Raw genomic sequence first — 23,985 nt, 5'->3', positions numbered from 1 at the left:
AAAAGAATGAATCGGCAAACCAAAAGCCCGGCAAAATAGCCGGGCTTTAAGTCATTTTATCGCTTTCTCCAGGCTTCCTGTCATTTCGTTCAGCTCGCGGATGTTCTCAACAATTCCCATTACCCGCTGTTCCTGCACTTCTGCGCTTGCCAGCACTTCTTCAACGGAAGCTGCCGACTGCTCGGTGATGGCTGCAACAGCAGTCATTTCTTCCCGGACGCTGGCTGCAGCCTCCTGGAGCTGCTCATTGAGTGACCTAAGATATTCCGCCTGTCCCAAGACAGCAGAAGACTGTTCCTGGATAGATGAGAACAGGTTCTCCGCCTCTTCCGCTGACTGCCTTCCATCAGAGACCTCTGCCATTCCGTTCCCGATCAGCTCCGCTGCCTCCTTGAATGTGCCTTGAATCCCTTCCAGTATCCCGGTTATCCGGCCGGAAGCATCATGAGCCTGCTGGGCAAGCTTTCTGACCTCCTCGGCCACAACGGCAAACCCCTTGCCATGCTCGCCTGCCCGGGCTGCTTCAATTGCGGCGTTCAGTGATAATAGATTGGTTTGATCTGCAATGCCGGCAATCAGTTTGACAATGCCCTCAATCTGTTTGTTTTCCTCATTGACTTTCGCCATGACAGAATTGGTCGTTTCAACCATCATTCCAATCCTGTTCATTTTTTCATAGAGCCTGTCCATCTTTTCTTTACCCTGCAGCGTCATTTCAGCCGAAGCAGTTGAAGAGGCTTCCATGATGCCTGATGCCTCATTTGCCTTCAGAACTCCATCATATACATCCTGAATAGCGGAATTAACATCTGTAATACTTGCAGCCTGAGATTCAATCCCTCCTGCAAGCTCCTGGAAAGCGAGGACCACCTCACCTGTAATTTTTCCCGTTACCTCTGCATTTTCATTCAATCCTCGGTTTGACTTTCCCAATACCTCGATTGTTCTTTGAACTTCCTGCAGGACCACTTCCGTTTTCTGCTTTTGGAGCTCTGACTGCTTTCTGCCTGATTCAACTTTTTTCAGCATCCCGCTCCCCAGCACGCTTTGGGCGGTAAGAGCCGAAAGCACCAAAATGAAAAATGCATTAACAGCCAGTTTATCAACCTCGCCATAATCCGGTTTAACAGCCAGGAAATAGTTCATCATCACCAGTGCGATCAGTCCATTCAAGAGAAGCGGCCGGTAATTATGATACAGGGATATGATCCCAAGCGCTAAAAAGAAAATAAGCAAATTTGTGAATTCAGCAGTCGATTGGACAAAAAAGAAAGAAACGACTGCCAATCCTATTGATATAAAATACATGATAAGAGGGATGGCCTTTTTCCTCCAAATCATAAAGCTGCAAAACAGGGAGAATGGCCCTCCCGCTGCCAATATGGTCACTACTGTTTTGGGTGTATCCGATGCTACTGCAACCCCAAGTATCACGCATGCCCATAAAAGATAGACAAGCAATAGATTCCGTTTATGCAGGTCAGCCAAGTAATCTGTCATATATATTCTCCTGATCATCTATTCCTAAATTTACTCAGCATAAATTCAGTAACTTTATTATAATGGGAAATAATACCTAAGAAAAGCTTTTTTACACTAAAAAGAACAGCACTCTGGCTGTTCTAAATTTTTGCCTCCGAAAAAAGGAATCCAAGTATAACCTGGTTAAAAGCTTGCCATTTTTTTGTAGGCAGCTGATGGGCCACTTTTTTAATGACAGCTGATTGACAATCAATGTGCTTTTTGTATGATCTGATATGCTGATTGGCAAAATCGCGGGAACCGTACATCAGAAGCAGCGGAGCCTTGAGCTCTTTCAGCCTGTCTGTGCAACTGTAATGCAGTGACTGGCCGTAGAACTGGAACCATATCTGTTTGTCTGCAAGCTCCATATGCTCCGCCAGCCTGGCCCGGTAAGCATGATCTCGCGTATGGCTTGCCGCAAGCAGCGGGATCAGGATATCCGGATGATGCTTGATCATATACATGCCTGCAAGATGTTCATACTTAAATGCAGCTGACTGGACCTCCGGGTAGCCGCTTGCCAGGATGAGCGCGGCAGCCCTCTCCGGATAAGTGAGGGCAAATTCCTGTGCGATCAGCCCCCCGGCAGAATATCCAAGAACTGCTGCTCTTTCAATCTTCAGGGAATCCAGCAGAGCGGCTATTTCATTAGCATACCCGCCAATAGATATGTTTGTCTGACAGACAAGTGATCTGCCGTGCCCGCTGAGATCTGGAAGAATAACCCTGAACCATCCAGAAAGGGGCTTTTGGCATTCAAAAACCGCGCTTCCCATACCAGGCGGGTGAATGAAGACTAACGGAATCCCGCTCCCCATCTCTTCATAAAAAATCCTCCCGCCCCGATATTCAAAACTGGCCAAAGTCAGTGAGGCCTCTGTTTCTCAGCTTTCTTTTCTGAAGCTGTCATATCCTTTGAAAACTCCATATCGTTTATGCTCTTGGCGCTTTGCAGGCCGGATTTCGTTTTTCTATTGCGCTTAGTCATGAAATTTAGTCTCCTTCTGAAGCATGATTGGACAGCCATTACTGCTGCGTAATGTCTCCAGCCATATCCCTGGCTGCCTTAATAGTATGGCTCGCATTAGAGAACTGCCATGCACCTGAAACGGATTGCCTTGATTTACCGGCTGGCTAGATCCTGCCGCCTCTTTCCTTGTAATTTCCCAGCAGTCCCAGCTCATTATTCAGAAGGATTTCCATCTGTTCTATATCACTTCGATCCACAACGCCGTCTTTCTCATTCCATCCGATGCTGTAAACAAGGAAATACCCCCTGACCCGGCGGAAAATAACAGTGGTATTCGGGTACTTATCAAAGACTGCTTTTCTTTGCCCCCTCCGCATATAGCCCCATTTTAAAATGTCCATACAATCCCTGCAATCTGATTAGTTTTTTACCCTTTACCCTAATCTATGGGGATTATCACATAAACAGAAAAAGCCGCATTTCTGCGGCTGTGCTTTTTCCTTTTATCTTTCACCAGACAAATTTCCGCCAAGATCCGGTTTGTCTTCAGTCTTCGGCGTCTCGTCGTTTCGCATTCCCCGGTCGCTCCAGTCTTCGCTGCTTTCATTTTGCTCTTCAATTTGTTCATCAAGCTGCCTCATGTCAGCCGGATCAACATAGCGGGAAGGAATAACTCTGTTGCTGTCATTATTAGGCTGATTGACCTGGTCGTTATCAAAACCATCGCCATTATTGCGCATTGGTGTATAATTCATCTCTTCCGGCTCATTCATTTGATTGTTGTTTGTCCCGCAGGCTGACAAAGGCAGGACAATGGACAATATCGCCAGAATGGATGCTGCTCTTTTTTTCACTAAGAATTCCTCCTCAAAATGTGATCTTTTTTAGTATGTTCACATTAGAGAAGGTTAAAATGCGTAATATTATCAGCCCGGGAAATGCTTGCTAATACTGAAGCCGGGGTTTCGCTGGATCACAGTCCGGCCTCCCATCTGACTGTGCCTCGGCTAGCTTAGACAAATAATAGCATTCTTCCCTGAACATATGGTCGGCCATCAGGGGAGCAAACGTTCCGAGGGCCTGGTTTGAGAGTTCAAGCTCTTCAATTTCATCCAGGAAATTCATAAATAACTTCATCTCGAGCTTGACGTTTTTGTTAAACCGGTCCAGTGCCGGAAAGCTTTGGATATTCGTCCTCAAAAATCCGGTAAGCTCTACAGCCTTTAAGTAAAAGCCCTCAAAATGATTTGTATAATCATCGCTTTTTTCTTTAATCATCTTCTCGATCCGGTCCATATTGTCTGATATCGCACCAGCATGACCCGCAGCATCAAGCAGCCAGATCAGATGATGATGAAGCTCATGAAATACTGGCGGAGCTTCACCTTTTTTTAAGTAACTAAGCACAAGCAGGTATTCCTCAAGCTCGTTCACCATATGGTTGATGAAGGTCGGGCCAAGATGTATTTTGATTTTGCCGGTCAGATGCTCTTCAATCAGCTTCAGCTTAAAGCCTCGCAGCTTTTCAGCCTCTCCTTCTGCCAGTATGCCTAATTGTATAGGATCTGCGCTTCCTGACTGTGCGAGCAATTCATCGAAGACCGTTATAAAATATTCCGCTGTCCGGATATTTTCCTTTTCAGACGGCGCCAGGGCATCATGGATGAACCGCGCATGATCCCCGAGGATCTGCAGCCAGAATCCGTTTTCTTCCTTTGCTGCTTCTTCGAATGTTTTGGCCATATGTTTCCCTCCCTGTTAAAACTTCTTCTCTCATTCATATTAAACTTGACTGAGAATATGCCTGGCCCAAGAAGCAGGATTAAGCACGGACTGAAAAGGGTTTACTGCAGAAGCGGCGAATAGTATTGTAAATTCCCTTGAATTGGAGGTATGAAAGATGACTACAGCCATTATTCTGTATCCCGGATTCAGCGAGTGCGAATTATCAGCCGTCATTTCTGTATTGACGCAGGCAAATCATCCAAAGGTCTTCATCGGCCTTGATGATGAACCTGTAATAGGAGAAGCAGGGCTTTCGTGCAATCCCGATATTTCTCTTAATGAGGCAGAGATTTCCCAATACCAGAGTCTGATACTTCCAGGTGTTGATGATTTCAAGCACCTGCTGGCGGAAGATGACTTGTTCAGCTTTATCCGGAGCGGATATAAACAAGATGCCGTCATTGCCGCAATTTCCAGTGCGCCTTATCTTATGGCGAAATCCGGCATCCTGGATGACCGTTCTTACACAGCGGGTATTTCCAAACAGTCCAGGGAGTTCTTAGGGGTTTTCAATGAAGAAAGATATGTAGACGCCCCTTATGTGTTTGACAGGGGAATATTGACAGCGAAGGGCAATGCCTTTGTGGACTTTGCCATTAAATTCGGCCAGGTGCTGGAGCTTGATTTTAACCCTGGCTGGTATCGGTGAGATACTATTGAGAAAAGAAAAAACCGGAAAGCACAGAGGCTTTCCGGTCATTTTTACTTCACTTGTGCTGCAGGTTTTTTAAAGATTCCCAACAGGACGGCAGATACAACCGAGCCAATCAGGATAGCCAAAAGATACAGCAGCGCATTTCCTTCTACTAGGAAGGAAACAAACACTCCGCCGTGAGGTGCCCGGAGGCCGATGTTAAAGAGCATGGACAGAGCGCCGGTTGTGGCAGCACCCGCCATGATAGATGGGATGACCCTGATTGGATCTGCTGCCGCAAATGGGATGGCACCTTCCGTGATGAAAGATACACCCATGATATAGTTGACAGTGCCTGCATCTCTTTCCTGTTTCGTGAATTTATTCTTAAAGAAAGTAGTAGCCAGAGCGATGGCAAGCGGCGGAACCATACCTGCCGCCATGATGGCAGCCATCGGCTCATAGACGCCGTTTGCCAGGAGGCCTGTTCCAAATACATATGCTGACTTGTTGACAGGGCCTCCCATATCAAAGGCCATCATAAGGCCCAGTACAATACCCAGCAGTACAGCATTGGCGGTGCCGAGACCGGCAAGCCAGTCTGTAATCGCATTATTCAGTGCACCGACTGGCTCATTCACTGCATACAGCATGGCAAGGCCAGTCAGTAATATTCCAAGAAGCGGGTAAAGCAGAATCGTCTTTATTCCTTCAAGAGCAGCCGGAAGCCCGGATAGGAGCTTCTTAAGCAGTACAACAATGTAACCGGCAAGGAATCCGGCGATCAAGCCGCCAAGGAATCCAGCCCCGCCGCTCGCTGCCATGAAACCACCGACCATACCAGGTGCAAAGCCCGGACGGTCCGCGATGCTCATTGCAATGAAGCCGGCAAGCACAGGAACCAGCAGGCCAAAGGCATTGCCGCCGCCGATTGTCATAAGTGCCGCTGCAAATTCATTGTAAGAAGGATCGTTCGGATCCGCAGAGTTATAGCCGAACATAAAGGAAATCGCAATCAGGATTCCGCCGCCGACAACAAACGGAAGCATATTGGAAACACCGTTCATCAAATGCTTGTAGATGCCGCCCTTTTTCTCCTTATTTCCGCTGTCTTCAGATGAAGCATTGCCTGATCCCTGATAGACCGGCGCATCTTTTTTAACAGCCCTGTCAATAAGCTCCTTAGGCTTTCGGATGCCGTCTGCTACAGCGGTCTGAATGACATGCTTCCCTTTGAAGCGTTCCATTTCCACTTTTGTGTCTGCTGCCACAATAACAGCAGCTGCGTTTTCAATTTCTTCCCGGGTGAGGACATTTTTAGCTCCGCCGGAACCATTGGTCTCTACCTTAATATCAATGCCCAGCTCAGCCGCTTTTGCTTTCAGGGAATCTGCTGCCATGTAGGTATGTGCAATTCCTGTAGGGCAGGCTGTGACGGCGACGATGAAATCTTTTTTGTTTTCCATGCTCTGCTCTTCTTCTTCGCCTTCTTCATCATGTGCATTAATGATATTCAAAACGGTTTCCGCAGAATCCGCTTCCATAAGCTCCCTGCGCACTTCTTCTCTCATAAGGATGGAAGAAAGGCGGGAAAGTGCCTCAAGGTGGGTATTGTTCGCACCTTCAGGGGCAGCAATCATGAAGAATAGATGTGACGGCTGTCCGTCCAGTGAATCATAATCCACCCCTTCAGCTGACTTACCGAACGCAATTGCAGCATTGGAAACCGCCGCGGTTTTCGCATGGGGAATCGCAATGCTGTCCCCGATCCCCGTAGTGCTCTGTTCTTCTCTTTTAAGAATGGCCTCTTTGAAAGCGGAAATATCATTAAGCTTTCCAGCTCTATCCAGTGTCTCTGCCAGCTGGTCAATCGCTCCGCGCTTATCCCTGCCATTAATAGAGAGTAGGATTGTATCTTTTGTCAACAGCTCTGTAATTTTCATAAAGCTCTCCCCTTTATATTGTTCTGACCGCTACCTGAGGCAGCAGCTCTTCTACTTTTTCAATCGTGCACAGGCCAATAGAAAAGGCTGTTGCACTGCCGGAAGCTACACTGTATTTAAATGCTGCCTCATAGCTGCCGCTTCGGCTGAATTCGGCAAGAAATCCGGCAACCATAGAGTCGCCTGCTCCCACCGAGCTTCTCAAGATGCCCTTTGGAACAGTCGCCGCGATGGCCATATCTTCATTCACGAATACAGCACCTTCCCCTGCCAGTGAAATAATGACGTTTTGCGCACCCATTTCGATAAGCTTCTTAGCGTATGGAAGCACTTCTTCGCACGTGTGGATCTCTGTGCCAAATAATTCTCCAAGTTCATGGTGATTCGGCTTGATCAGGAAAGGACGGTACGGAAGAACCTTTTTAAGCAGCTCGCCCTCTGCGTCTGCTGCAAATCCTGCACCTGCTTCATGGCACATCTTCGCGAATGCTTCATACGTGTTGTCCGGCATTGTGGAAGGGATGCTTCCTGCAAGCACAAGCATATCTCCCTGTCCCAGCCGGCTGATTTCAGAAGTCAATGCATCCAGGTCTTCCTTGCTGATTTCAGGCCCCCTGGCATTGATTTCAGTTTCCTGACCGCTTTTCAATTTGATATTGATTCTCGTGTCATCCTTTACCAGGACAAAACGGGTTCTAATATTCTCTTCCTGGAGAGAGTCTGTGATATATCTGCCGGTGAATCCGCCGGCAAAACCGATTGCTTCGCTGTCAACTCCCATCCTTTTCAGGACCCGGGAAACATTGATGCCTTTTCCTCCTGGAAATTTAGATTCATTTTTTGTCCTGTTCAAACTGCCTATCTCGACATTGTCAAGCTCGACAATATAATCAACTGAAGGATTAAGTGTCAATGTATAAATCATGCTGTCACAACCTTAATTTTTGTTTTACTTATAAATTGTTCCCTGCTGTCTGCATCAAGTTCATTTGTGATAATGGAGGCTTCATGGAGCTCAGCAATTTTTGCGAAAGCGATTTCAGAAAACTTCGAACTATCCGAAAGTACATATGCTTCCCTCGACAGTGAAATAGCTGTCTGCTTGATCATTGCTTCCTCCTGGTCCGGTGTGGTATAGCCGAACTGCGGATGAATTCCATTAACACCCATAAAGCATTTATCAAACCTGTATTGCCCAAGGCTCGCTAAGGCTCCCCTGCCTATGATGGCATTTGTGTGCGGCTTTGCATACCCGCCCACAAGGAAGGTCTTAATCCCTCTTTCCATAAGGCTTTGAATATGCATAAGGCCATTTGTCACGACAACAATGTCTTTCAGAGGCAGAAAGGGAATCATTTCCTGAACGGTTGACCCTGCATCCAGATATAGGCAATCCCCTTCTTCTACAAGGCCTGCTGCATACTTGGCAATATCCTTCTTCTCATGACGGTTTATGGATGATTTCTCAACCATGCTCGGCTCTTGAAGCTTTCCCTGCAGCCTGGCAGCGCCTCCGTGCACCCTTTTTAAAAATTTATCATTTTCAAGCTGTGATAAATCCCGTCTGATGGTTGATTCTGAGGAATCTGTCATTTCTACAAGTTCCTGTATTTTAACTGTATGCTTCTCTTTAAGCATTTGCAGAATGAGCTGATGTCTCTCTGGCGTCAGCAAGATTGTCACCTCCCAGCTCTTTATTATTGCCGCTTCATGGCTTTTGGCTTAGAAGTTTAAGATTTATTATGTAAGCCAATTGTAATGGAATCGATTTCAAAAATCAATCATTTTCACTCATAAACAATCAAATAGATTCAATATTTGATTGTTTATGAATGTTTTTGTTTTATTTTAATTATTTTGATAATCGTTATGTTTTGTTAGCTGTCTAAAGGGAGGCTATAATGAAAGAGCAAAAATATATAAATGTTTTGGAGAGTGTCTCAGTGAAAAATATTGGCGGTTTTTATCTTGAATTGATTAAAGTAATCATCATTGCTGTTGCTGCGTTTGCCCTTTTTGGGTCATTCCATGAAAAGATTCTTGAACTTGCGGTTCCGGCAGATGAAGATATAACAGGCAAAGCGTTCGGTCTGCCATTCTATATTCAGTCTGCTGCTTTATGCATGCTTCTTTTTCTTCTTTATAAGACAAATCTGCAGAGGTGGAGCTGGTATAAAAAATGGAAAAATAGCGGCAGGCTTTCGACAAATACGGCTCGGATTCTGCTAATTGCAGGGAGCGCCATGCTTCTCCTTCCATATTTTTATTATTTTATCGCTTTATGATTGCTGTTGGTTTTTAACTATGCTACAATCATGGTACAACATATTGATAATCCACCAGGAATCAGCACTACATATTGTTGTCCTTGTGAATGAATTTTGTTTATGGTCTCTTTTTCCTTTTTCGCTTCTGAAACTCGGGAAGCGATTTTTTTTGCAGAGAGTCCGGGGATTTTAGCGAATAATCGTCCTGGCTGCCGATTTTTGGCACCAGCCTTCAATTGAATAAGAATCCGCAAGCGATGGTGCCCTTTTAGGGCATAATAGGGAATCCGGTTCAACGCCGGAGCTGTCCCCGCAACTGTAAGTGTGTACGAAATGAGCATCCACTGTATATGAACGCTGAATAGGCGCATATATGGGAAGGGCTCAGAGTAGGATGAAGCACAAGCCAGGAGACCTGCCATGCTTGTACGAGTTTCGGTTCTTCGGGGATTGGGAAGATGAAACGATGGTATAAATCGTTTTATTTTCCTTTATGCCGTCGTTTGATCCGCCCAAATTGTGGGCGGATTTTTTTATTGTCAAAATACTGATCAACCCAGGAGGTACGACTATGAACATTTCTTCCGCAAAACCGCTGCCATTGGCATCCATTGATTCTGATTTCCCGCATTTGGATTTTCAGCCGCTTTATAAAAGGGCGACTCAGCTTCAGGATAATCACACTCCAAGTAATGATGAACTGCTAAACCAGCTGATTCTTGATTCCCTTTCCATGATCAGCGAGGCTGAGCCTGACTGGACATACGTGGCCGCCCGCCTGTACTTATCAAGTCTTTATGAGAAGGCTGCCGAGCACCGGCGCTCCACTGCCGGAGAAAGCTATGGCCCACTGTATGGGCTTATCACCGATTTAACCGATGCCGGCGTCTACTCCCCAGTCCTGCTGGAATCCTACACAAAAGAAGAAATTGATATAATCGGGACTTATATTGACCCGGAAAAGGACAGGCTTTTTACATATATAGCAGTGAAAATGCTTGCTGACCGCTACCTGAGCCGGGATAAGAAAAAGAGGCTTTTTGAGCTGCCTCAGGAAAGATTCATGATCATCAGCATGACTTTGAACCGTTCAGAGCCAAAGGAACGCAGATTGTCCCTCATTAAGGAATCCTATTGGGCTTTAAGCAATCTGTATATGACAGCAGCAACCCCTACACTTTCCAATGCAGGAAAAAATTGGGGCCAGCTTTCAAGCTGCTTTATTGATACTGTAGATGACAGTCTCCAGGGCATATATGACAGCAACACAGATATCGCCAATCTTTCCAAGAACGGCGGCGGCATCGGGGTCTATCTGGGAAAAATCAGAAGCAGGGGCAGTGATATAAAAGGCTTTAAAGGGGCTTCATCAGGGGTCCTTCCATGGATGAAGCAGCTTAATAACACAGCTGTCAGCGTCGATCAGCTCGGCCAGCGCAAAGGGGCAGTCAGCGTCTATCTCGACATCTGGCATAAAGATATCTTTTCCTTCCTGGACAGCAAATTGAATAACGGTGATGAACGCTACCGCACCCATGATTTATTCACCGGGGTCTGCCTGCCGGATCTATTCATGGAAACGGTAGAAGCCCGCGGGGACTGGCATTTGTTCGATCCCCATGAGGTCCGCAGCGTTATGGGCTTCTCCCTTGAAGACTTTTATGATGAAAAGCCTGGTGCAGGTTCATTCAGGGTTAAGTATGAAGAATGCGTCGCAAACCCGCGGCTGTCGAAGCAAAAAGTTCCGGCAATCGATATTATGAAAAGGATTATGATCAGCCAGCTGGAAACCGGCACTCCATTCATGTTTTACCGTGATGAGGTAAACAGGAAGAACCCCAATCGTCATTTGGGGATGATTTATTGCACTAATCTCTGCACTGAAATCGTGCAGAATCAAAGCGCAACGATCACAAAAGACCAGCGCGAGGAAGATGGCCGGATCATCATAGAGAAAATTCCCGGCGATTTTGTCGTCTGCAATCTTTCATCTATCAATCTGGCAAGGGCAGCAGCCGACCATGTATTGGAAAGATTGATTCCCATTCAGGTCAGGATGCTTGATAATGTGATTGACTTGAATACCATTCCCGTCCTGCAGGGAGTGGCCACCAACCGGAAATACAGGGCAATTGGACTCGGGACCTTTGGCTGGCACCATTTGCTCGCCTTGAAAAAGCTCAGGTGGGAAAACGAAGAAGCCGTCCGGCTGGCAGATGAATTGTACGAAAAGATTGCCTTCCTGACGATTAAAGCAAGCATGAATCTGGCGATGGAAAAAGGATCATACCCGGGCTTCAAGGGCTCTGACTGGCATTCAGGCGAATATTTTACATCCCGGGGATACAGCAGTTTGGATTCTGTGCATGATTGGGATTCATTGATGCAGGCTGTCAGGAAAAATGGAATCCGAAATGGATATCTGATGGCTGTAGCACCAAATGCATCAACTAGCATCATTGCAGGAAGCAGCCCGAGCATTGATCCGATATTCAGGAAATTCTACTCTGAGGAAAAGAAAGATTATAAGATTCCGGTAACGGCACCCGACCTGAATGAGCATACAACCTGGTACTACAAATCGGCTTATGTGATTGACCAGCATTGGAGCATCCTGCAGAACAGCAAAAGACAGAAGCATATCGATCAGGCAATTTCTTTTAATTTATATGTGCAGAACAATATTAAAGCGAAGGAACTGCTGGATTTGCATCTGTCTGCCTGGAAAAACGGACTGAAGACGACATACTATGTCCGCTCTACTTCTTCCGACTTTGAAGACTGCGATTCCTGCTCAAGCTAATGAAAAGGAGTGATTCGATGACAACCCCTGTCAATAAGAGAGAAATCATGAATAAAACAGCACCAAACCGCTCTACTGGAATCATCAACGGAGAATGTTCCAATATCCTGAACTGGGACGATGTGAGGTTTCAATGGGCCTTTCCTAAATATAAACGGATGCTCGCCAATTTCTGGACCCCTTTTGAAATCAATATGTCACAGGACATCAAGCAGTTTCCTGATTTATCAGAAGAAGAAAAGGAGGCTTTCTTAAAAATTATCGGCCTACTGGCACTGCTTGACAGCATTCAGACTGATTATGCCGGTAAGGTCGCTGACTACCTGACAGATTCCAGCCTCTCCGCCCTGATGATCATCCTTGCCCAGCAGGAAGTGATCCATAACCATTCTTATTCTTATGTGCTTTCAAGTATTGTTGATAAGAATAAGCAGGATGAGGTATTTGAATTCTGGCGGACCGAGCCTGCCCTAATAAAGCGGAATGAATTCGTGGCTTCAGGCTACAGAAATTTTGCAGAGTCGCCCACTGTCGACAGCCTTCTTAAGTCCATCATATTTGATGTTGTTTTAGAGGGGCTGTTCTTCTATTCCGGCTTCGCCTTTTTCTATCATCTGGCACGAAACCAGAAAATGGTCGCTACCAGCACGATGATCAACTATATTAATAGAGATGAACAGCTGCATGTCGACCTTTTCGTTAAAATTTTCCGTGAAATCCTTGATGAATATCCTGAGCAGAACACAAAAGAGCTGGCGGAATTCGCAGAATCAACTTTCAGGGAAGCGGCCTATCTTGAAATTGAATGGGCCCGATCCATCATCGGGGATAAAATAAGCGGCATCCTGATCGGGGATGTGGAAGAATATATAAGATTCTATGCCAATGTCCGCTCCAACCAGCTGGGCTTTAACCGCCCATTCGAAGGATCAAGGACCAATCCCCTTCGCTGGATCAAGGCCTATGAAGAGGTCGATCTTGGAAAATCGGACTTTTTTGAACAAAAGCCGAGGCAGTATGTGAAGGTGAATACAGTGGATAATGGGTTTGATGATTTATAAATGATTCATGAAAAAGCACCCCTGTTTGTCTGCAGGGGTGCTCTTTACTGAAGATAATACAAAAATCCGGACGAAGACACTATATGAAAATACGAGCTCCAGAGAATTGGCATTAATAAGCAGCCCGGCAGGATTATCGCTCATTCAAACTGCTTCTTGTATTCGGCAGGAGTATAACCTGTATATTTTTTAAAGCAAACACTAAAATATTGGGGATTGCTGTAGCCGACCTTCTCACAAATCTCATACGTTTTCAGATCCCCCAAGCGCAATTCTTCCATTGCTTTATTCATTCTGAGTTCCAGCAGGTAATCCCCAAAATTGAACCCTTTTTCAAGTTTGAATAAATTGCTTAAATAAGGTGTGCTGACATGAATAATCTCAGCCACTTTTTTCAGGCTCAGGGTACTGTCATGAAAATGTTCTTTCATGTAAATTATCGCCTGGTCAACATGGCTGAAATGATTTTTGTCTTGTTTTCTATGCAAAGCATCTGCCCACTGTGAAACCAGTGATTGAAGAATCTCCATCATTTCGGTTAGCGTTTCCATTTCCATAATTCTCTCATAAACGTCTGAAGAATTAAAACTTATGCTTTCTTCCTTTTTCCACTTTTCAGATTCAAAGAACAGCAAAGTGCTGAATTTTAGCGCCAGAACTTTTAAATCAGATAATGGGAGGGCTCTTCTCTCTAATATAGCCTTATTTAATCTGCCGAGGATTTCACTAACCTTTTCAGGTATACCGAGCTTGATTTGGCATTCTAATTCTGACTCTAACATTTGCAGAGAATCATTTGCTTCTTTCTCGCCTGAAACGGTATCTTCAAAAGAAAAAACTTTCCCGTTCCCCATGATATGCCTTAAATCCATCGCGAGCCTTGATTCCAGCAGTGATTTTCCGAGTTCAAACAGATTCTGATAGGTTCTTCCGAGCGTTATTGTTGCAGACTGTCCATCATGCTCATAAAGTGTATGAAGCATTAAATTGGCCAGCTTTCCTTTTCTTAAGTCATTCTCATCATCAAGTGACAAAAGGACTGCACACTCATTGGAATCTATATGCATGACAATAATTTGTCCCGCTGTAAAAAGGGAGGAAGCCGCCTCTTTGAGTCTTTTCATTGTATTCTCATGGAGACCGGCAGTTGAATGAACGAGAACAGCAGCGAAGGTTGGCCCCTCTAATCCAACTCCCAGCTCATTCAATTCCTTCTCCACATCCACCTGCTGATGACCCTCTCTCATCAGTTCCCGAAAGAACTTTTGCTGAAGATAGGGGAGAGACTCTGTTACTTTCATTTCTCTTCTGGCCTCCAGTTCCCAGTCTGCCGCTGCTTCCTTTGCTTTTAAGAGCAGATGCTCAGAATCTACCGGCTTTAACAAATAATCAAACGCTTTCATTTTAAGGGCCTGCTGAGCATATTTAAACTCTTCATATCCTGTCAGAAAAATGATCCTGGTTTCCGGGCTGATTTCCCTGACTTTCTTCCCCATCTCCAAACCGTCCATAAAGGGCATATTTATATCCGAGATGACAACTTGGGGCTGCTCCTTTTCAATTAATCCCAGGGCCGTCTCTCCGTCTCCTGCTTCCCCTGCAACCACGAATCCATGCGCTCCCCATTTAATGGACTCGCAGATCCCTCTGCGGATAATACGGTCATCTTCAACAACAATCACCTTATACATTCTCGCTGAACTCCCCTTTTGTCTTGGGAATAATGATGCTCGCCACTGTTCCGCTTCCTGGTTCACTGGCTATGCTTAACCCATACTCGTTTCCAAAATGGATTTTAATCCGTTCATTTACGCTTTTTAGCCCAATCCCGATAAAGCTCTTGGTTTCCTGAAACGAAGACTTCATTTCATTAAGAATATCCTGAAGTTTTTCTTTTTCGATTCCATTGCCATTATCAGCAACCTCTAAGTGAATGAGCCCTTTATCCTGGTAACCTCTTATTATAATCTCCCCTTGCCCTCTTTTCTGCTTTACACCATGATATATGGCATTTTCAATAAGAGGCTGCAAAGAGAGCTTAACAATATTATAGGAAAGGATTTCTTTTTCTACATCGATCATGTAGGAGAAGTCATCACCGTAGCGCATCTCCTGAATGAATAAATAGTGTTCGATATGCTCTAATTCATCTTTAATAGGAATAATTTCTTTTCCTTTGCTGATCCCAATACGGAAAAAACTGGACAGTGCGCTCACCATGCTGCTTGCATCCTTATTAAGCCCCATATCACATAATCCCTTAATGGAATACAGCGTGTTATAGAGGAAATGAGGATTAATTTGCGCATGCATAATAGCAAACTCCAGCTGCCGTTTCTCTTCCTGCTCCAGGCGGATCTGGTCCATCAGTGATTGAATTCGCAGGAGCAGTTCTTTAAACCCGGTATGAAGAATTTTCATTTCCTCCGGGCCTGATGTTTCATGATAAAAATCAAGGCTTTTCTTATTAACGGTCCGCATTTGCTCCGCCATGTTCTCAAAAGGCTTTGAGATGTACTTCCCTACCAGATAGGTGAGGAATATAGCACTGACTATCATTAATAAGATGAAGAAAACGGTAGAATGCTTTATATAATTCACCTTGTTTAATATTTCATCCTGCGGGACTACAGCTGCCAGCTTCCAGTTGTTCGGTTCGACAGTATCATAGATAACGATCATATCTTCCCCGGAAGCGCTTTTATAAAAAAACTGCCCGTCCTCTTCCTCCGTTTGCTGAAGGGAACGAAGAGTTTTGTTATCCAGCTTGTATTCCGTTTTAACGTTTTTGGATTCATATTTGCCGTTCGGGCTTATCAGTGTCAGATAGCCGTTATCACCGATAAGTGATTTGTTCAGCACCTGCTCAAAGAATTCATCGCGAAGATTAAATAATACAATTCCTTTTTCAGAATAGTATTCCTTTTCAATGAGCCTGAATACCGACATCACTTCATGATTGGTATCAAAAATTTGATCCTGATGTATATTCCTCCAGTAAAATCCCTCTTTGCTGCCTTTATAATGATTAAAATACTGATCATAGGAAACTGTTGGGTTAGCTGTGTAATCACTATGATACAGCAAAAATTCTCCTTGATTGAGATCGATCAGGACGGACTCCAGTATGATATTATAGCGGGAATAAACAAGCTGCAATGTTTTATCTATTTCCACATAATACTTCGGTTTAATGTCAGACTGTTCCATTCCAATTAAGTTTAAAACCATTGGATCATTCGAAACAGCCACAATCTGCTGAAACACATCAGTGAGCATATAATCCAATGAATTCTTTGTCTGAAAAATAGTATCATTGACATTTTTATATGCATTTTCTTCAACCTGAGCGGTTGCAAGCAAGGAAGAAACCAGCCCGGAAACGGATATAAAAATAATAATGATCGGTAAATAGAGGGTGTTGATTGTTGATTTTATAGAGAAAAGGAAGTATTTGCGAATTAAGTTTTTTATTTTCATAGCCATCTTTTTTGTTCCCCTTAGAAGAAATAGAAGATTAGATCCCCTGCTTAAACAATATCTAATATTCTATGAACGGTAAATTAGTTTTTTCTTAATTCGAAATATTTATTCTTCTATTTTCAATGCGTGCTGCTCAGTCAGAAGACCCTGAAAAAAGAAACCTTTTCTTATAACACATGATTACGGCTAAGAAAAGGTTCATTTCTTTATCATTTCATACACTTAACGATGTCCGGAGTTTTCTTCTATGCCTTCAGCAAATCATGGTATGCCATGCTTCCCAAGATAAAGGCGCCCATCCCATGGAGGTCATTGACCGATGTAGGACGTTCTGCATAGTAGTCATAAACACCTGCAGATGTCCCGATCACAATACCCTTTAAGTCAATTGCTTCCTCTTTTTCATCGACCATATGCTCCAGCAGCCCTTTATATGCCTTATCACAATTTTCGCGGTATGTGTCATCAACATAGCTATGCTGAATCCCTTTTGCAATAAAATACAGGAATAATGAGGAACATGATGATTCCAGCCAGTTATCCTCAAGGTCACCTTTATCAATGATGTTATACCACAGGCCTGTTTTTTCATCCTGGAAATTAACAACCGCAGGGATGAAGTCTTGAAGAGAAGTGATCCAATCTTCCTGGCCCCGCTTCTTATCCCCAAGGATCTCCAGCAGGTCGATCAATGCTGTGCCATACCAACCGACAGAACGCCCCCAGAATTCTGGTGAAAGGCCTGTTTCAGGGTCTGCCCATGGCTGGACTTTTTTCTCATCCCAGGCGTGGTAAAGCAGACCTGTTTTTTCGTCTGTCATATGCTTTCTCATCAGCTTTTCCTGAAGCAGGACATGCTGGATCAATTCTTCCTCATTGAAGTGCTCAGCATAAAGCAGCATGAAGGGCCCTCCCATAAAAAGACCATCCAGCCACATTTGATAAGGATATTTTTCCTTATGCCAGAATCCATTCTCTGATGTCCTGTTAATCGTCTCCAGCGCGCTTCTTAAACGCTTCGCTGCAATCATATACCTTTGATCTTTCGTTTCTTCATACAGCGGGAATAAAAGAATGCCCGCCATTGTAGAGTCAAGCTGGTCCCTTTCAAAGCGGACATTTCCATATTCATCAATCAAGTTATCAAAATAGGCTTTTATATACTCAAGATACTCTTTTTTCCCAGTTGCTTGATAGACACGATACATGCCATACAGAAAAACCCCCTGGTGATAATGGAATTCACCAACCGGCGGAAGCTCTTCTGCACGAAATGTCTGCATAAGTGCCTGGCAAGCCTTTTCTGCCATCATCAATGGTGTTTCAGTTGTAATCTTATCAATTGTTTTTCCCATTTTTCTGTCTCCTTTTCCTGTAATATTTGAGGCAATCAAACAAAAAGGGTGCTAATAACTTAAACACCCGCTTTGTCCTGATTGAAAACCAGCAGCAACACCCCAATTGACCCGGCAAGCATAAGATACATTTGATTACTTATTAAAAGTGTCGTCATATTTCTTCTTTGAATCTTCAATGGCTTTTGCCCATTCATCCAAGAAATCTTTAGCTGACTTGTCGCCCGTCATCACTGCCTGGAATCCAGGGTCTACCAGGTTATCAAGTATAGAACGGTAATCCGGCAAATAGAATGGCGGCATATAAAGCTTTGTATTCTCATTATTGTAGACGTCAAATGCTACCTTGATATGCTGTGCATCCTGTACCCATTGGTCATCTAATACATCTGAATTGGTTGGAATTTGGCCAGTTTGTTCATTCCAGTAGCTTTGTGCTTCTTCAGAGTTGACAAACTCAATGAATTTCCACGCTTCGTCCTGATGTTCGGATGATTTAAACATGGCCAGATTAACTGCATTTCCGCCTTCAGCAACATATTGGCCATCATCTGTGGCTGGAAGCGGGATCAGCTGATATGTGCCATCTTCCAGAGCTTTTTTATGTTCTCCATAAGAACCTGGGTTGTGATGGACCATCGCGACAACACCAGTATCAAAGCCGGCGATCATCTCTTTGTATCCGTTGGTAATATCGCTTTTTGGAGTAAATTTATCATAATAAGAAACATATTTCTCAACGAAGTCTACGTGCTTTGGTTCATTGATGTTGGTTGTTCCATCTTCGTTAAAGTAATCCAGGCCGCTGTAGGCAAACATGGCACGCTGAATGGTAAAGGATGCACCAGCACCTCCGCGGATTGTAAAGCCATAACGGCCGTTGTCTTTATCCGTCATCTTTTCAATGGTTGTAAAGAAATCATCCCATGTTTTAGGTTCGGCGGCGCCTGCTTCTTTAAACCAGTCTGAACGGATCCATAGAGCATCTAGGTTCTGCGCATAGGGTATGCCATAAAGTTTCCCATCCTGGGTAATGGATTTATTGGCTTCTATTGCATTGCTGTTCAGCTTTCCGCTGATATCTGATGACTCAAAGTAAGAATCAAGCGGCGCCAGTGCTTCGCGGATTGAGAACTCCGGCAGCCAGGTTGTCTGGACAGAACCGATGTCCGGTGTATCATCGGCCGCTATCGCTGCATCATACTTGGATTTTGCTGATTTATTCGGTATCCCGACATATTCAACATCAATATCAGGATTCTTTTCCTCAAACCGCTTGATCACTTCTTCCCAATAAGGTGTACGCGCCGGTCCTGCGTTTTCATCCCAGAATTGGAGAGTTACAGGTCCATCGGATTTACTGCCAGAATCTTTGCCTTCAGATGAAGCCTCATCTCCGCCAGAGCAGCCTGTCAGGACTAATCCGGCAGCCATTGAAAGAGCAAGTGCCGAAGTCCCCCATTTTTGCTTCAACATCATATTTCCTCCCTTTTAGAAACTAATATTTTTTGTATTAATCAGCCTTTGACAGCCCCACCCATGCCATTGACAAGGTGTTTCTGTGCGTAGGCAAATAATATCACTGCAGGAATTAAAGCGATTACACTTCCGGCTGCCAGAGCCCCGTAATTGACATTGAATTCGCCCAGCATCGTACTTAATCCGACCGGGAGCGTAAACTTCGAATTCTGATTGGTCAGCATCAGCGCAAGCAGAAATTCATTCCAGGTATAGATGAAAGTAAAAACGCCTGTTGCCACGATGCCTGGGAGCAATAACGGAAAAACTACATGGCGCAAGGATTGCAATTTTGTACAGCCGTCAATCATAGCAGCCTCTTCCAGTTCCTTAGGTACATTTGCGATGAATCCGCTCATCAGGATGGTCGTAAATGGAATTTCTACTGCCGTATATGTGATGATCAAAGCGAGCGGATGGCTGATTAATCCCAGATTCTTAAAAATGACAAACAACGGGATAATCATCATGGCCCTTGGTATAAACTGCGTGGATAACAGCATCAGCAAGAACCCTTTTTTTCCTTTGAACTGGTATCTTGCCAGAGCATATCCAGATAAGGTTGAGCATATAAGAACAACAATGACAGTGCAGATGCCAACAATCAAGCTGTTCTTGAAAAAGGTCGCAAATCCGATATTGGTCCATGAATAAACAAAGTTTTCAACAGTCGGGTTGGCTGGGAAATACTGCAATGGCCTCTTTACTATATCTCCTTCCGGCTTTAATGCAGTGTTGATTGTCCAATAGATTGGAAAGATGGTAAAACTGAGCATCATGGCTAAAGGTAGATATAAGGTTAGGATTTTGTCTAATTTCTTATTTTTTGAAAACAATCAACTCACTCCTTTTCATAACGGGATAGCCTCAAATAAAGGATGGCAAAGATTAGAAGTATCCCAAATGAAACAACCGTTAATGCCGAACCATATCCAAAGTTGCTTCCGTGAACAGCCAAATCTGCAATATACATCGTCAATGTCGTTGTAGCATGTGCAGGACCGCCGCCCGTTAAGTTGAACAGGAGGTCAACGTTATTGAATTCCCATACTACCCTTAGCAAGGTTGTCAGCACTATCGTATTTTTCAGTTGAGGCAGAGTAACATAGATAAAAGATTTCCAACGGTTTGCTCCGTCCACCCTTGCTGCTTCATATAATTCGTCCGGTACACTCTGCAGAGAAGCTAAAAGTGTGATCGCGAAGAAAGGAATCCCCCTCCACAGCTCAGCAATCACTACAGCTCCGAAAGCGGTGGATGTGCTGGCTAAGAAAGCCTTTGGCTCGTCAATGATCCCCACCTTCATAAGCATGTCATTAATTACACCCATATGTTCGTTGAACATCATTGACCACATTACCGATGCCAATACCCCTGAGATTGCCCAAGGGATGAAAGCAACTGCCCGGGCGAAGCCTCTGAACTTGAAGGTCTGGTTTAGCAGGAGGGCCAGGATCATCCCAAAGATTAATTGCAGGCCGACCTCAGAAACAACCCATTTCACACTATTAATTAAGCTGGGGATAAATAATTCGTCCTGAGTAAAGATGTGTTTGAAATTATCAAGCCCCGCAAAGCCATTATAATATGGTGCTGAAATGTCATAGTTTTGCAGACTATAATAGAACACAGTCGCAATCGGGTAAAACAAAAATCCCAGGATGATAAGAAAAGATGGCAGTATAAACAGATATGGAATTAATTTCTCTTTTTTAATTTTCTTTTTTTCCACTGCCTTTTTGCTGTTGATTACTGATTCAGGAACCCCTGGCGAGTAACTCATCTAGTTTCCCCCTTTCTCTTGAGTTAATTGTAAATGAAAACGTTTTCTAAAATAATCAAAGATTTTAAGATGATTAGTTGAAATTTTAAGATATTTTAGTTAATTCGATTTTATTGGAAACCATTCAGCAGAAATTTATCCCAATAAAATGGCTTGGATGTTCCAGCAAAAAACCTGCCCTTTCCTTAACAGGATTAGGCAGGTTCGATTTAAAGAATTAATTAGATGATGGCTTGCTCGCTGAAAAATAGGAGTCCATTTATATTAATTGGCTTTTTTTCCTGCACTGACCGCCAGACACCTTCTCCAACCGCTATTGAATAAGCACCAGCCTGTGAGCCTGCCAGGATCGGATAGTTCCTTGCAGGGTCAGGGCCAAGGAAAAGATCTTCCAGCAGAATGGGATCGCCGCCGCCGTGGCCCCCAGGGTTTTTAACAACCTCTATTGTTTCTTTCGCACCAAAGAGGGGAAAATAATCAATGGTTTGATCTGGATATTTGAAATGAATCCGTGAGGGCTCATGATATTCTGCCGTTTCTATCCTCCCCTTTGTCCCATTGATTGCCAATCGGTAACCCTCATAAGGAGAGGAAAAATTTATAGAATAGCTCAGTAAGCTTCCTCCCTCATATCTAACTGAAGCCACATAGGTATCCTCAATGCTGATTTCTTCATCATAAATACAGGCATCCGGCCTGTAATTAGTATAAGGCACTTCTTCATATACTCCAGCAAGCAGATGGTCGTCTTTTACAGTGCTGGTTCCGCTGCGGGGATTCCAGCGCCTGTAATAGGTACAACTGCTTTGATCAGCACATGTTCCGCAATAGCGGCTCGGTACTTTTCGCGGATTTAATTCTCCTTCAGGCCCGAAATAATTAAGGCTTCCATATGCAAATACCTCTTCTGGCTTTTGATCGAGCCACCAATTCACCAAATCAAAATGATGCGTTGATTTATGGATTGATAAGCCTCCGGAAAAATTCCTGTCACGATTCCATCTTCTGAAATAACTGGACCCATGGAATGTATCTATATACCAATTCAAATCCACAGAAGTAATTCGGCCGACCTTGCTTTCCAGTATCATTTCCTTAATCTTCCGGTGAAATGGACTGTATCGATAATTGAATGTGACAATCACTTTAGCTTCGCTTTCCGCTTCAGCTTTCATGACCTTGTAGGCATCTGCCGCATTCGTCACCATCGGTTTTTCAGTTATGACATCAACCTGCTTCTTCAATGACCTTAAAATGTAGTCAACATGCGTATCATCCCTGCCTGCGACAATTACATAATCAGGCTTTGTCTGGTCTATCATTTCTTCAAATTGCTCCGGATCATACGTCGGCACATGTTCAAGCATCGGAAATTTCTCTTTGCAGACCTTAAAGCGATAAGGATCGGAATCCAATATCGCTGCAATCCCGGTTTCTTTGGAAAATTCATTCATCATGGGCCGCATAAACATTTCCAAAGCCCGATTGCTGACACCGCAAATAGCATATTTTTTCATTCCTCATCCTCCATCCACATATTGTTAGCACTGCCATACGGCTGGTAACGATAGTGTAAATCAATCTTTGCGTCCTCTCAATGAATTATTTGGCGGCTGAAGGATTCTCTTAAAATTTTACTCATTCATCTTAAAATCTTTAATTATTAATAGAAGCGCATTCACTTACTATTATTGAAGACAGACTTTCAAATAATAAAAAGAAGGAGGAATATATTTGAATAGACATTCTATTATTGATAATGGTTCAGCTCCCATAAAACTCTCCCCAGCACGATCATGGCGAACCTACCTGGGCGGAAAACTAATTGATGAAATTCATGGTAAAGAAGATACAGAAGATAGCCATTTCCCGGAAGAATGGATCATATCAATTGTTTCAAGCCGAACAGAAGGCCGGGAAGCGGACGGATTAAATAAACTGGATCTGCCTGGCATAGATATTACTTTAAAGGAAATGGTAGATGAGCACCCCATCGACTTTTTAGGCAAACTGCATGTTGAGAAACTTGGAAAGCAGACTGGTGTACTCGTAAAGTTAATCGATTCGGCTGAGCGCTTAATCATACAGGCCCACCCTGACAAGGAAAAGGCCCGGCAATTATTTAATTCCGCTTATGGCAAGACTGAATGCTGGCATTTTATTGGAGGCAGAGAAATCAACGGGGAGCCTCCTTATGTTTACTTAGGCTTCAAACCCGGTGTCACAAAGGAACAATGGAAAAAGTTATTTAATGAACAAGATATTGAAGCCATGCTGGATTGCATGCACAAGTATTATGTCCGCCCTGGAGATACCTTCTTGATTGAAGCTGGTATCCCCCATGCCATTGGAGCGGGCTGCCTGCTGGTTGAAATCCAGGAACCCACTGATTATACAATCCGCCTGGAAAAGTCCTCCCCTTCCGGATTAAAGCTGGAGGACTACTTGCTTCACCAGGGACTGGGATTCGAAAAAATGTTTGATATATTCCGGTACGAAACTTATACGAGCGAAGAAACCTTGGAAAAGTGGAAAATACCTCCTGCTGTATTATTGCAAACTGCAGGATTTAAAGAAACCGAAATAATTGGCTATCAGCAAACACCATGTTTCCGAATGACTCTTATTGAAGTGGAAAAAGAGGTTACATTAGGGGGAGACGGCGTATTTTTCGGGTTATATATTCTGTCAGGGAATGCAGTCATTAAAGCCAGCGAGATGGAGCAATATGTTAAAAAAGGCGATCAGCTTTTTATTCCTGCAAAAGCAGTCACCCTTTCAATTGAAACTACCGGGAAAACTCCCTTAAAAGGCTTGAGATTATTTGGTCCGGCGTTAGTATGAATGGCGTATAGAAAA

Annotated in this window: 21 protein-coding genes and 1 riboswitch; of the genes, 5 read left to right on the top strand and 16 right to left on the bottom strand. The window is 43.9% G+C overall.

Annotated features, from left to right (window positions below):
- Positions 1-51: 51 nt before the first annotated feature.
- From ABU165_RS12785 to ABU165_RS12760, 6 genes are all read right to left on the bottom strand, one after another.
- The gene (locus tag ABU165_RS12785) at positions 52-1,500 is read right to left on the bottom strand and encodes a methyl-accepting chemotaxis protein (protein ID WP_224950791.1); all 1,449 of its coding nucleotides are present in this window, start codon (positions 1,498-1,500) and stop codon (positions 52-54) included.
- A gap of 122 nt (positions 1,501-1,622) precedes the next feature.
- The gene (locus ABU165_RS12780; RefSeq protein WP_318060395.1) at positions 1,623-2,387 is read right to left on the bottom strand and encodes an alpha/beta fold hydrolase; all 765 of its coding nucleotides are present in this window, start codon (positions 2,385-2,387) and stop codon (positions 1,623-1,625) included.
- 2 nt (positions 2,388-2,389) lie between these two features.
- A complete protein-coding gene (locus tag ABU165_RS12775) occupies positions 2,390-2,512 on the bottom strand; it encodes a hypothetical protein (protein ID WP_009795568.1) in 123 nt (40 codons plus the stop codon).
- A gap of 146 nt (positions 2,513-2,658) precedes the next feature.
- A complete protein-coding gene (locus ABU165_RS12770) occupies positions 2,659-2,895 on the bottom strand; it encodes a hypothetical protein (RefSeq protein WP_009795567.1) in 237 nt (78 codons plus the stop codon).
- A gap of 102 nt (positions 2,896-2,997) precedes the next feature.
- Positions 2,998-3,348, bottom strand: a complete 351-nt coding sequence (locus tag ABU165_RS12765; protein WP_009795566.1) for a hypothetical protein — start codon at positions 3,346-3,348, stop codon at positions 2,998-3,000.
- A gap of 91 nt (positions 3,349-3,439) precedes the next feature.
- Positions 3,440-4,237, bottom strand: a complete 798-nt coding sequence (locus ABU165_RS12760) for a DUF2935 domain-containing protein (protein ID WP_318060396.1) — start codon at positions 4,235-4,237, stop codon at positions 3,440-3,442.
- A 157-nt stretch (positions 4,238-4,394) separates the two neighbouring features.
- Between ABU165_RS12760 and ABU165_RS12755 the strand changes: the two genes are divergently transcribed.
- The gene (locus tag ABU165_RS12755; protein WP_318060397.1) at positions 4,395-4,928 is read left to right on the top strand and encodes a DJ-1/PfpI family protein; all 534 of its coding nucleotides are present in this window, start codon (positions 4,395-4,397) and stop codon (positions 4,926-4,928) included.
- Between the two features lie 53 nt (positions 4,929-4,981).
- Here ABU165_RS12755 and ABU165_RS12750 read toward each other — a convergent pair whose 3' ends face one another.
- Genes ABU165_RS12750 through ABU165_RS12740 form a run of 3 tightly spaced genes read right to left on the bottom strand, consistent with a single transcriptional unit; the run spans position 4,982 to position 8,530 of the window.
- Positions 4,982-6,856: a PTS fructose transporter subunit IIABC gene (locus ABU165_RS12750; protein ID WP_306010252.1), complete on the bottom strand. Its 1,875-nt coding sequence runs from the start codon at positions 6,854-6,856 to the stop codon at positions 4,982-4,984.
- A gap of 13 nt (positions 6,857-6,869) precedes the next feature.
- Positions 6,870-7,781, bottom strand: a complete 912-nt coding sequence (pfkB, locus tag ABU165_RS12745) for a 1-phosphofructokinase (protein WP_318060398.1) — start codon at positions 7,779-7,781, stop codon at positions 6,870-6,872.
- A complete protein-coding gene (locus ABU165_RS12740) occupies positions 7,778-8,530 on the bottom strand; it encodes a DeoR/GlpR family DNA-binding transcription regulator (RefSeq protein WP_009795561.1) in 753 nt (250 codons plus the stop codon). Before ABU165_RS12740 ends, pfkB begins: the two co-directional genes overlap by 4 nt.
- Positions 8,531-8,757: 227 nt before the next feature.
- Between ABU165_RS12740 and ABU165_RS12735 the strand changes: the two genes are divergently transcribed.
- The 3 genes from ABU165_RS12735 (at position 8,758) to ABU165_RS12725 (ending at position 12,987) form a co-directional block, all read left to right on the top strand.
- Positions 8,758-9,141: a hypothetical protein gene (locus ABU165_RS12735; RefSeq protein ID WP_009795560.1), complete on the top strand. Its 384-nt coding sequence runs from the start codon at positions 8,758-8,760 to the stop codon at positions 9,139-9,141.
- A gap of 222 nt (positions 9,142-9,363) precedes the next feature.
- Positions 9,364-9,560: riboswitch (cobalamin riboswitch) on the top strand.
- 134 nt (positions 9,561-9,694) lie between these two features.
- On the top strand, positions 9,695-11,926 hold the full coding sequence (locus tag ABU165_RS12730) for a ribonucleoside-diphosphate reductase subunit alpha (protein WP_022544057.1): 2,232 nt from the start codon (positions 9,695-9,697) through the stop codon (positions 11,924-11,926).
- Positions 11,927-11,943: 17 nt separating this feature from the next.
- Entirely contained in the window at positions 11,944-12,987 is a 1,044-nt protein-coding gene (locus ABU165_RS12725) for a ribonucleotide-diphosphate reductase subunit beta (protein ID WP_022544058.1), read from the top strand.
- A gap of 140 nt (positions 12,988-13,127) precedes the next feature.
- On the opposite strand, the gene ABU165_RS12720 is transcribed toward ABU165_RS12725, so the two are convergent.
- From ABU165_RS12720 to ABU165_RS12690, 7 genes are all read right to left on the bottom strand, one after another.
- Positions 13,128-14,678 carry a response regulator gene (locus ABU165_RS12720; protein WP_318060399.1) on the bottom strand — a complete coding sequence of 517 codons (1,551 nt, stop codon included), beginning with the start codon at positions 14,676-14,678 and terminating at the stop codon, positions 13,128-13,130.
- Positions 14,671-16,473 carry a sensor histidine kinase gene (locus ABU165_RS12715; RefSeq protein WP_306010256.1) on the bottom strand — a complete coding sequence of 601 codons (1,803 nt, stop codon included), beginning with the start codon at positions 16,471-16,473 and terminating at the stop codon, positions 14,671-14,673. The genes ABU165_RS12720 and ABU165_RS12715 overlap by 8 nt, the downstream gene beginning before the upstream one ends.
- A 242-nt stretch (positions 16,474-16,715) precedes the next feature.
- Positions 16,716-17,825 (bottom strand): glycoside hydrolase family 88/105 protein, encoded by a 1,110-nt coding sequence (locus ABU165_RS12710; protein WP_371931636.1) that lies wholly within the window; start codon positions 17,823-17,825, stop codon positions 16,716-16,718.
- Positions 17,826-17,960: 135 nt separating this feature from the next.
- The gene (locus ABU165_RS12705) at positions 17,961-19,301 is read right to left on the bottom strand and encodes an ABC transporter substrate-binding protein (protein ID WP_353762663.1); all 1,341 of its coding nucleotides are present in this window, start codon (positions 19,299-19,301) and stop codon (positions 17,961-17,963) included.
- A gap of 41 nt (positions 19,302-19,342) precedes the next feature.
- Positions 19,343-20,179, bottom strand: coding sequence for a carbohydrate ABC transporter permease (locus ABU165_RS12700; RefSeq protein ID WP_224906332.1), 837 nt, complete (start codon positions 20,177-20,179; stop codon positions 19,343-19,345).
- A gap of 5 nt (positions 20,180-20,184) precedes the next feature.
- Positions 20,185-21,126 (bottom strand): carbohydrate ABC transporter permease, encoded by a 942-nt coding sequence (locus tag ABU165_RS12695; RefSeq protein ID WP_306010258.1) that lies wholly within the window; start codon positions 21,124-21,126, stop codon positions 20,185-20,187.
- A gap of 221 nt (positions 21,127-21,347) precedes the next feature.
- Positions 21,348-22,643 carry a Gfo/Idh/MocA family protein gene (locus tag ABU165_RS12690; protein ID WP_318060401.1) on the bottom strand — a complete coding sequence of 432 codons (1,296 nt, stop codon included), beginning with the start codon at positions 22,641-22,643 and terminating at the stop codon, positions 21,348-21,350.
- 217 nt (positions 22,644-22,860) lie between these two features.
- On the opposite strand from ABU165_RS12690, the gene ABU165_RS12685 reads away from it, so the two are divergent.
- Positions 22,861-23,970 (top strand): type I phosphomannose isomerase catalytic subunit, encoded by a 1,110-nt coding sequence (locus tag ABU165_RS12685; protein WP_306010260.1) that lies wholly within the window; start codon positions 22,861-22,863, stop codon positions 23,968-23,970.
- The last annotated feature ends 15 nt before the right edge of the window (positions 23,971-23,985 follow it).

It is taken from the genome of Cytobacillus sp. T106 (genome assembly GCF_040492155.1).
In the GTDB taxonomy this organism is placed as follows: domain Bacteria; phylum Bacillota; class Bacilli; order Bacillales; family Cytobacillaceae; genus Bacillus_AB; species Bacillus_AB infantis.
This window is presented reverse-complemented; position numbering and strand designations above follow the sequence as displayed.

Excerpts from the sequence above, each read along its gene's own strand:
- ABU165_RS12775 (WP_009795568.1), bottom strand. The coding sequence starts at position 2,512 with ATGACTAAGCGCAATAGAAAAACGAAATCCGGCCTGCAAAGCGCCAAG.
- ABU165_RS12730 (WP_022544057.1), top strand. The coding sequence starts at position 9,695 with ATGAACATTTCTTCCGCAAAACCGCTGCCATTGGCATCCATTGATTCT.
- ABU165_RS12760 (WP_318060396.1), bottom strand. The coding sequence starts at position 4,237 with ATGGCCAAAACATTCGAAGAAGCAGCAAAGGAAGAAAACGGATTCTGG.
- pfkB (WP_318060398.1), bottom strand. The coding sequence starts at position 7,781 with ATGATTTATACATTGACACTTAATCCTTCAGTTGATTATATTGTCGAG.
- ABU165_RS12710 (WP_371931636.1), bottom strand. The coding sequence starts at position 17,825 with ATGGGAAAAACAATTGATAAGATTACAACTGAAACACCATTGATGATG.
- ABU165_RS12725 (WP_022544058.1), top strand. The coding sequence starts at position 11,944 with ATGACAACCCCTGTCAATAAGAGAGAAATCATGAATAAAACAGCACCA.
- ABU165_RS12770 (WP_009795567.1), bottom strand. The coding sequence starts at position 2,895 with ATGGACATTTTAAAATGGGGCTATATGCGGAGGGGGCAAAGAAAAGCA.
- ABU165_RS12735 (WP_009795560.1), top strand. The coding sequence starts at position 8,758 with ATGAAAGAGCAAAAATATATAAATGTTTTGGAGAGTGTCTCAGTGAAA.
- ABU165_RS12715 (WP_306010256.1), bottom strand. The coding sequence starts at position 16,473 with ATGGCTATGAAAATAAAAAACTTAATTCGCAAATACTTCCTTTTCTCT.
- ABU165_RS12755 (WP_318060397.1), top strand. The coding sequence starts at position 4,395 with ATGACTACAGCCATTATTCTGTATCCCGGATTCAGCGAGTGCGAATTA.
- ABU165_RS12750 (WP_306010252.1), bottom strand. The coding sequence starts at position 6,856 with ATGAAAATTACAGAGCTGTTGACAAAAGATACAATCCTACTCTCTATT.
- ABU165_RS12785 (WP_224950791.1), bottom strand. The coding sequence starts at position 1,500 with ATGACAGATTACTTGGCTGACCTGCATAAACGGAATCTATTGCTTGTC.
- ABU165_RS12705 (WP_353762663.1), bottom strand. The coding sequence starts at position 19,301 with ATGTTGAAGCAAAAATGGGGGACTTCGGCACTTGCTCTTTCAATGGCT.
- ABU165_RS12690 (WP_318060401.1), bottom strand. The coding sequence starts at position 22,643 with ATGAAAAAATATGCTATTTGCGGTGTCAGCAATCGGGCTTTGGAAATG.
- ABU165_RS12720 (WP_318060399.1), bottom strand. The coding sequence starts at position 14,678 with ATGTATAAGGTGATTGTTGTTGAAGATGACCGTATTATCCGCAGAGGG.
- ABU165_RS12695 (WP_306010258.1), bottom strand. The coding sequence starts at position 21,126 with ATGAGTTACTCGCCAGGGGTTCCTGAATCAGTAATCAACAGCAAAAAG.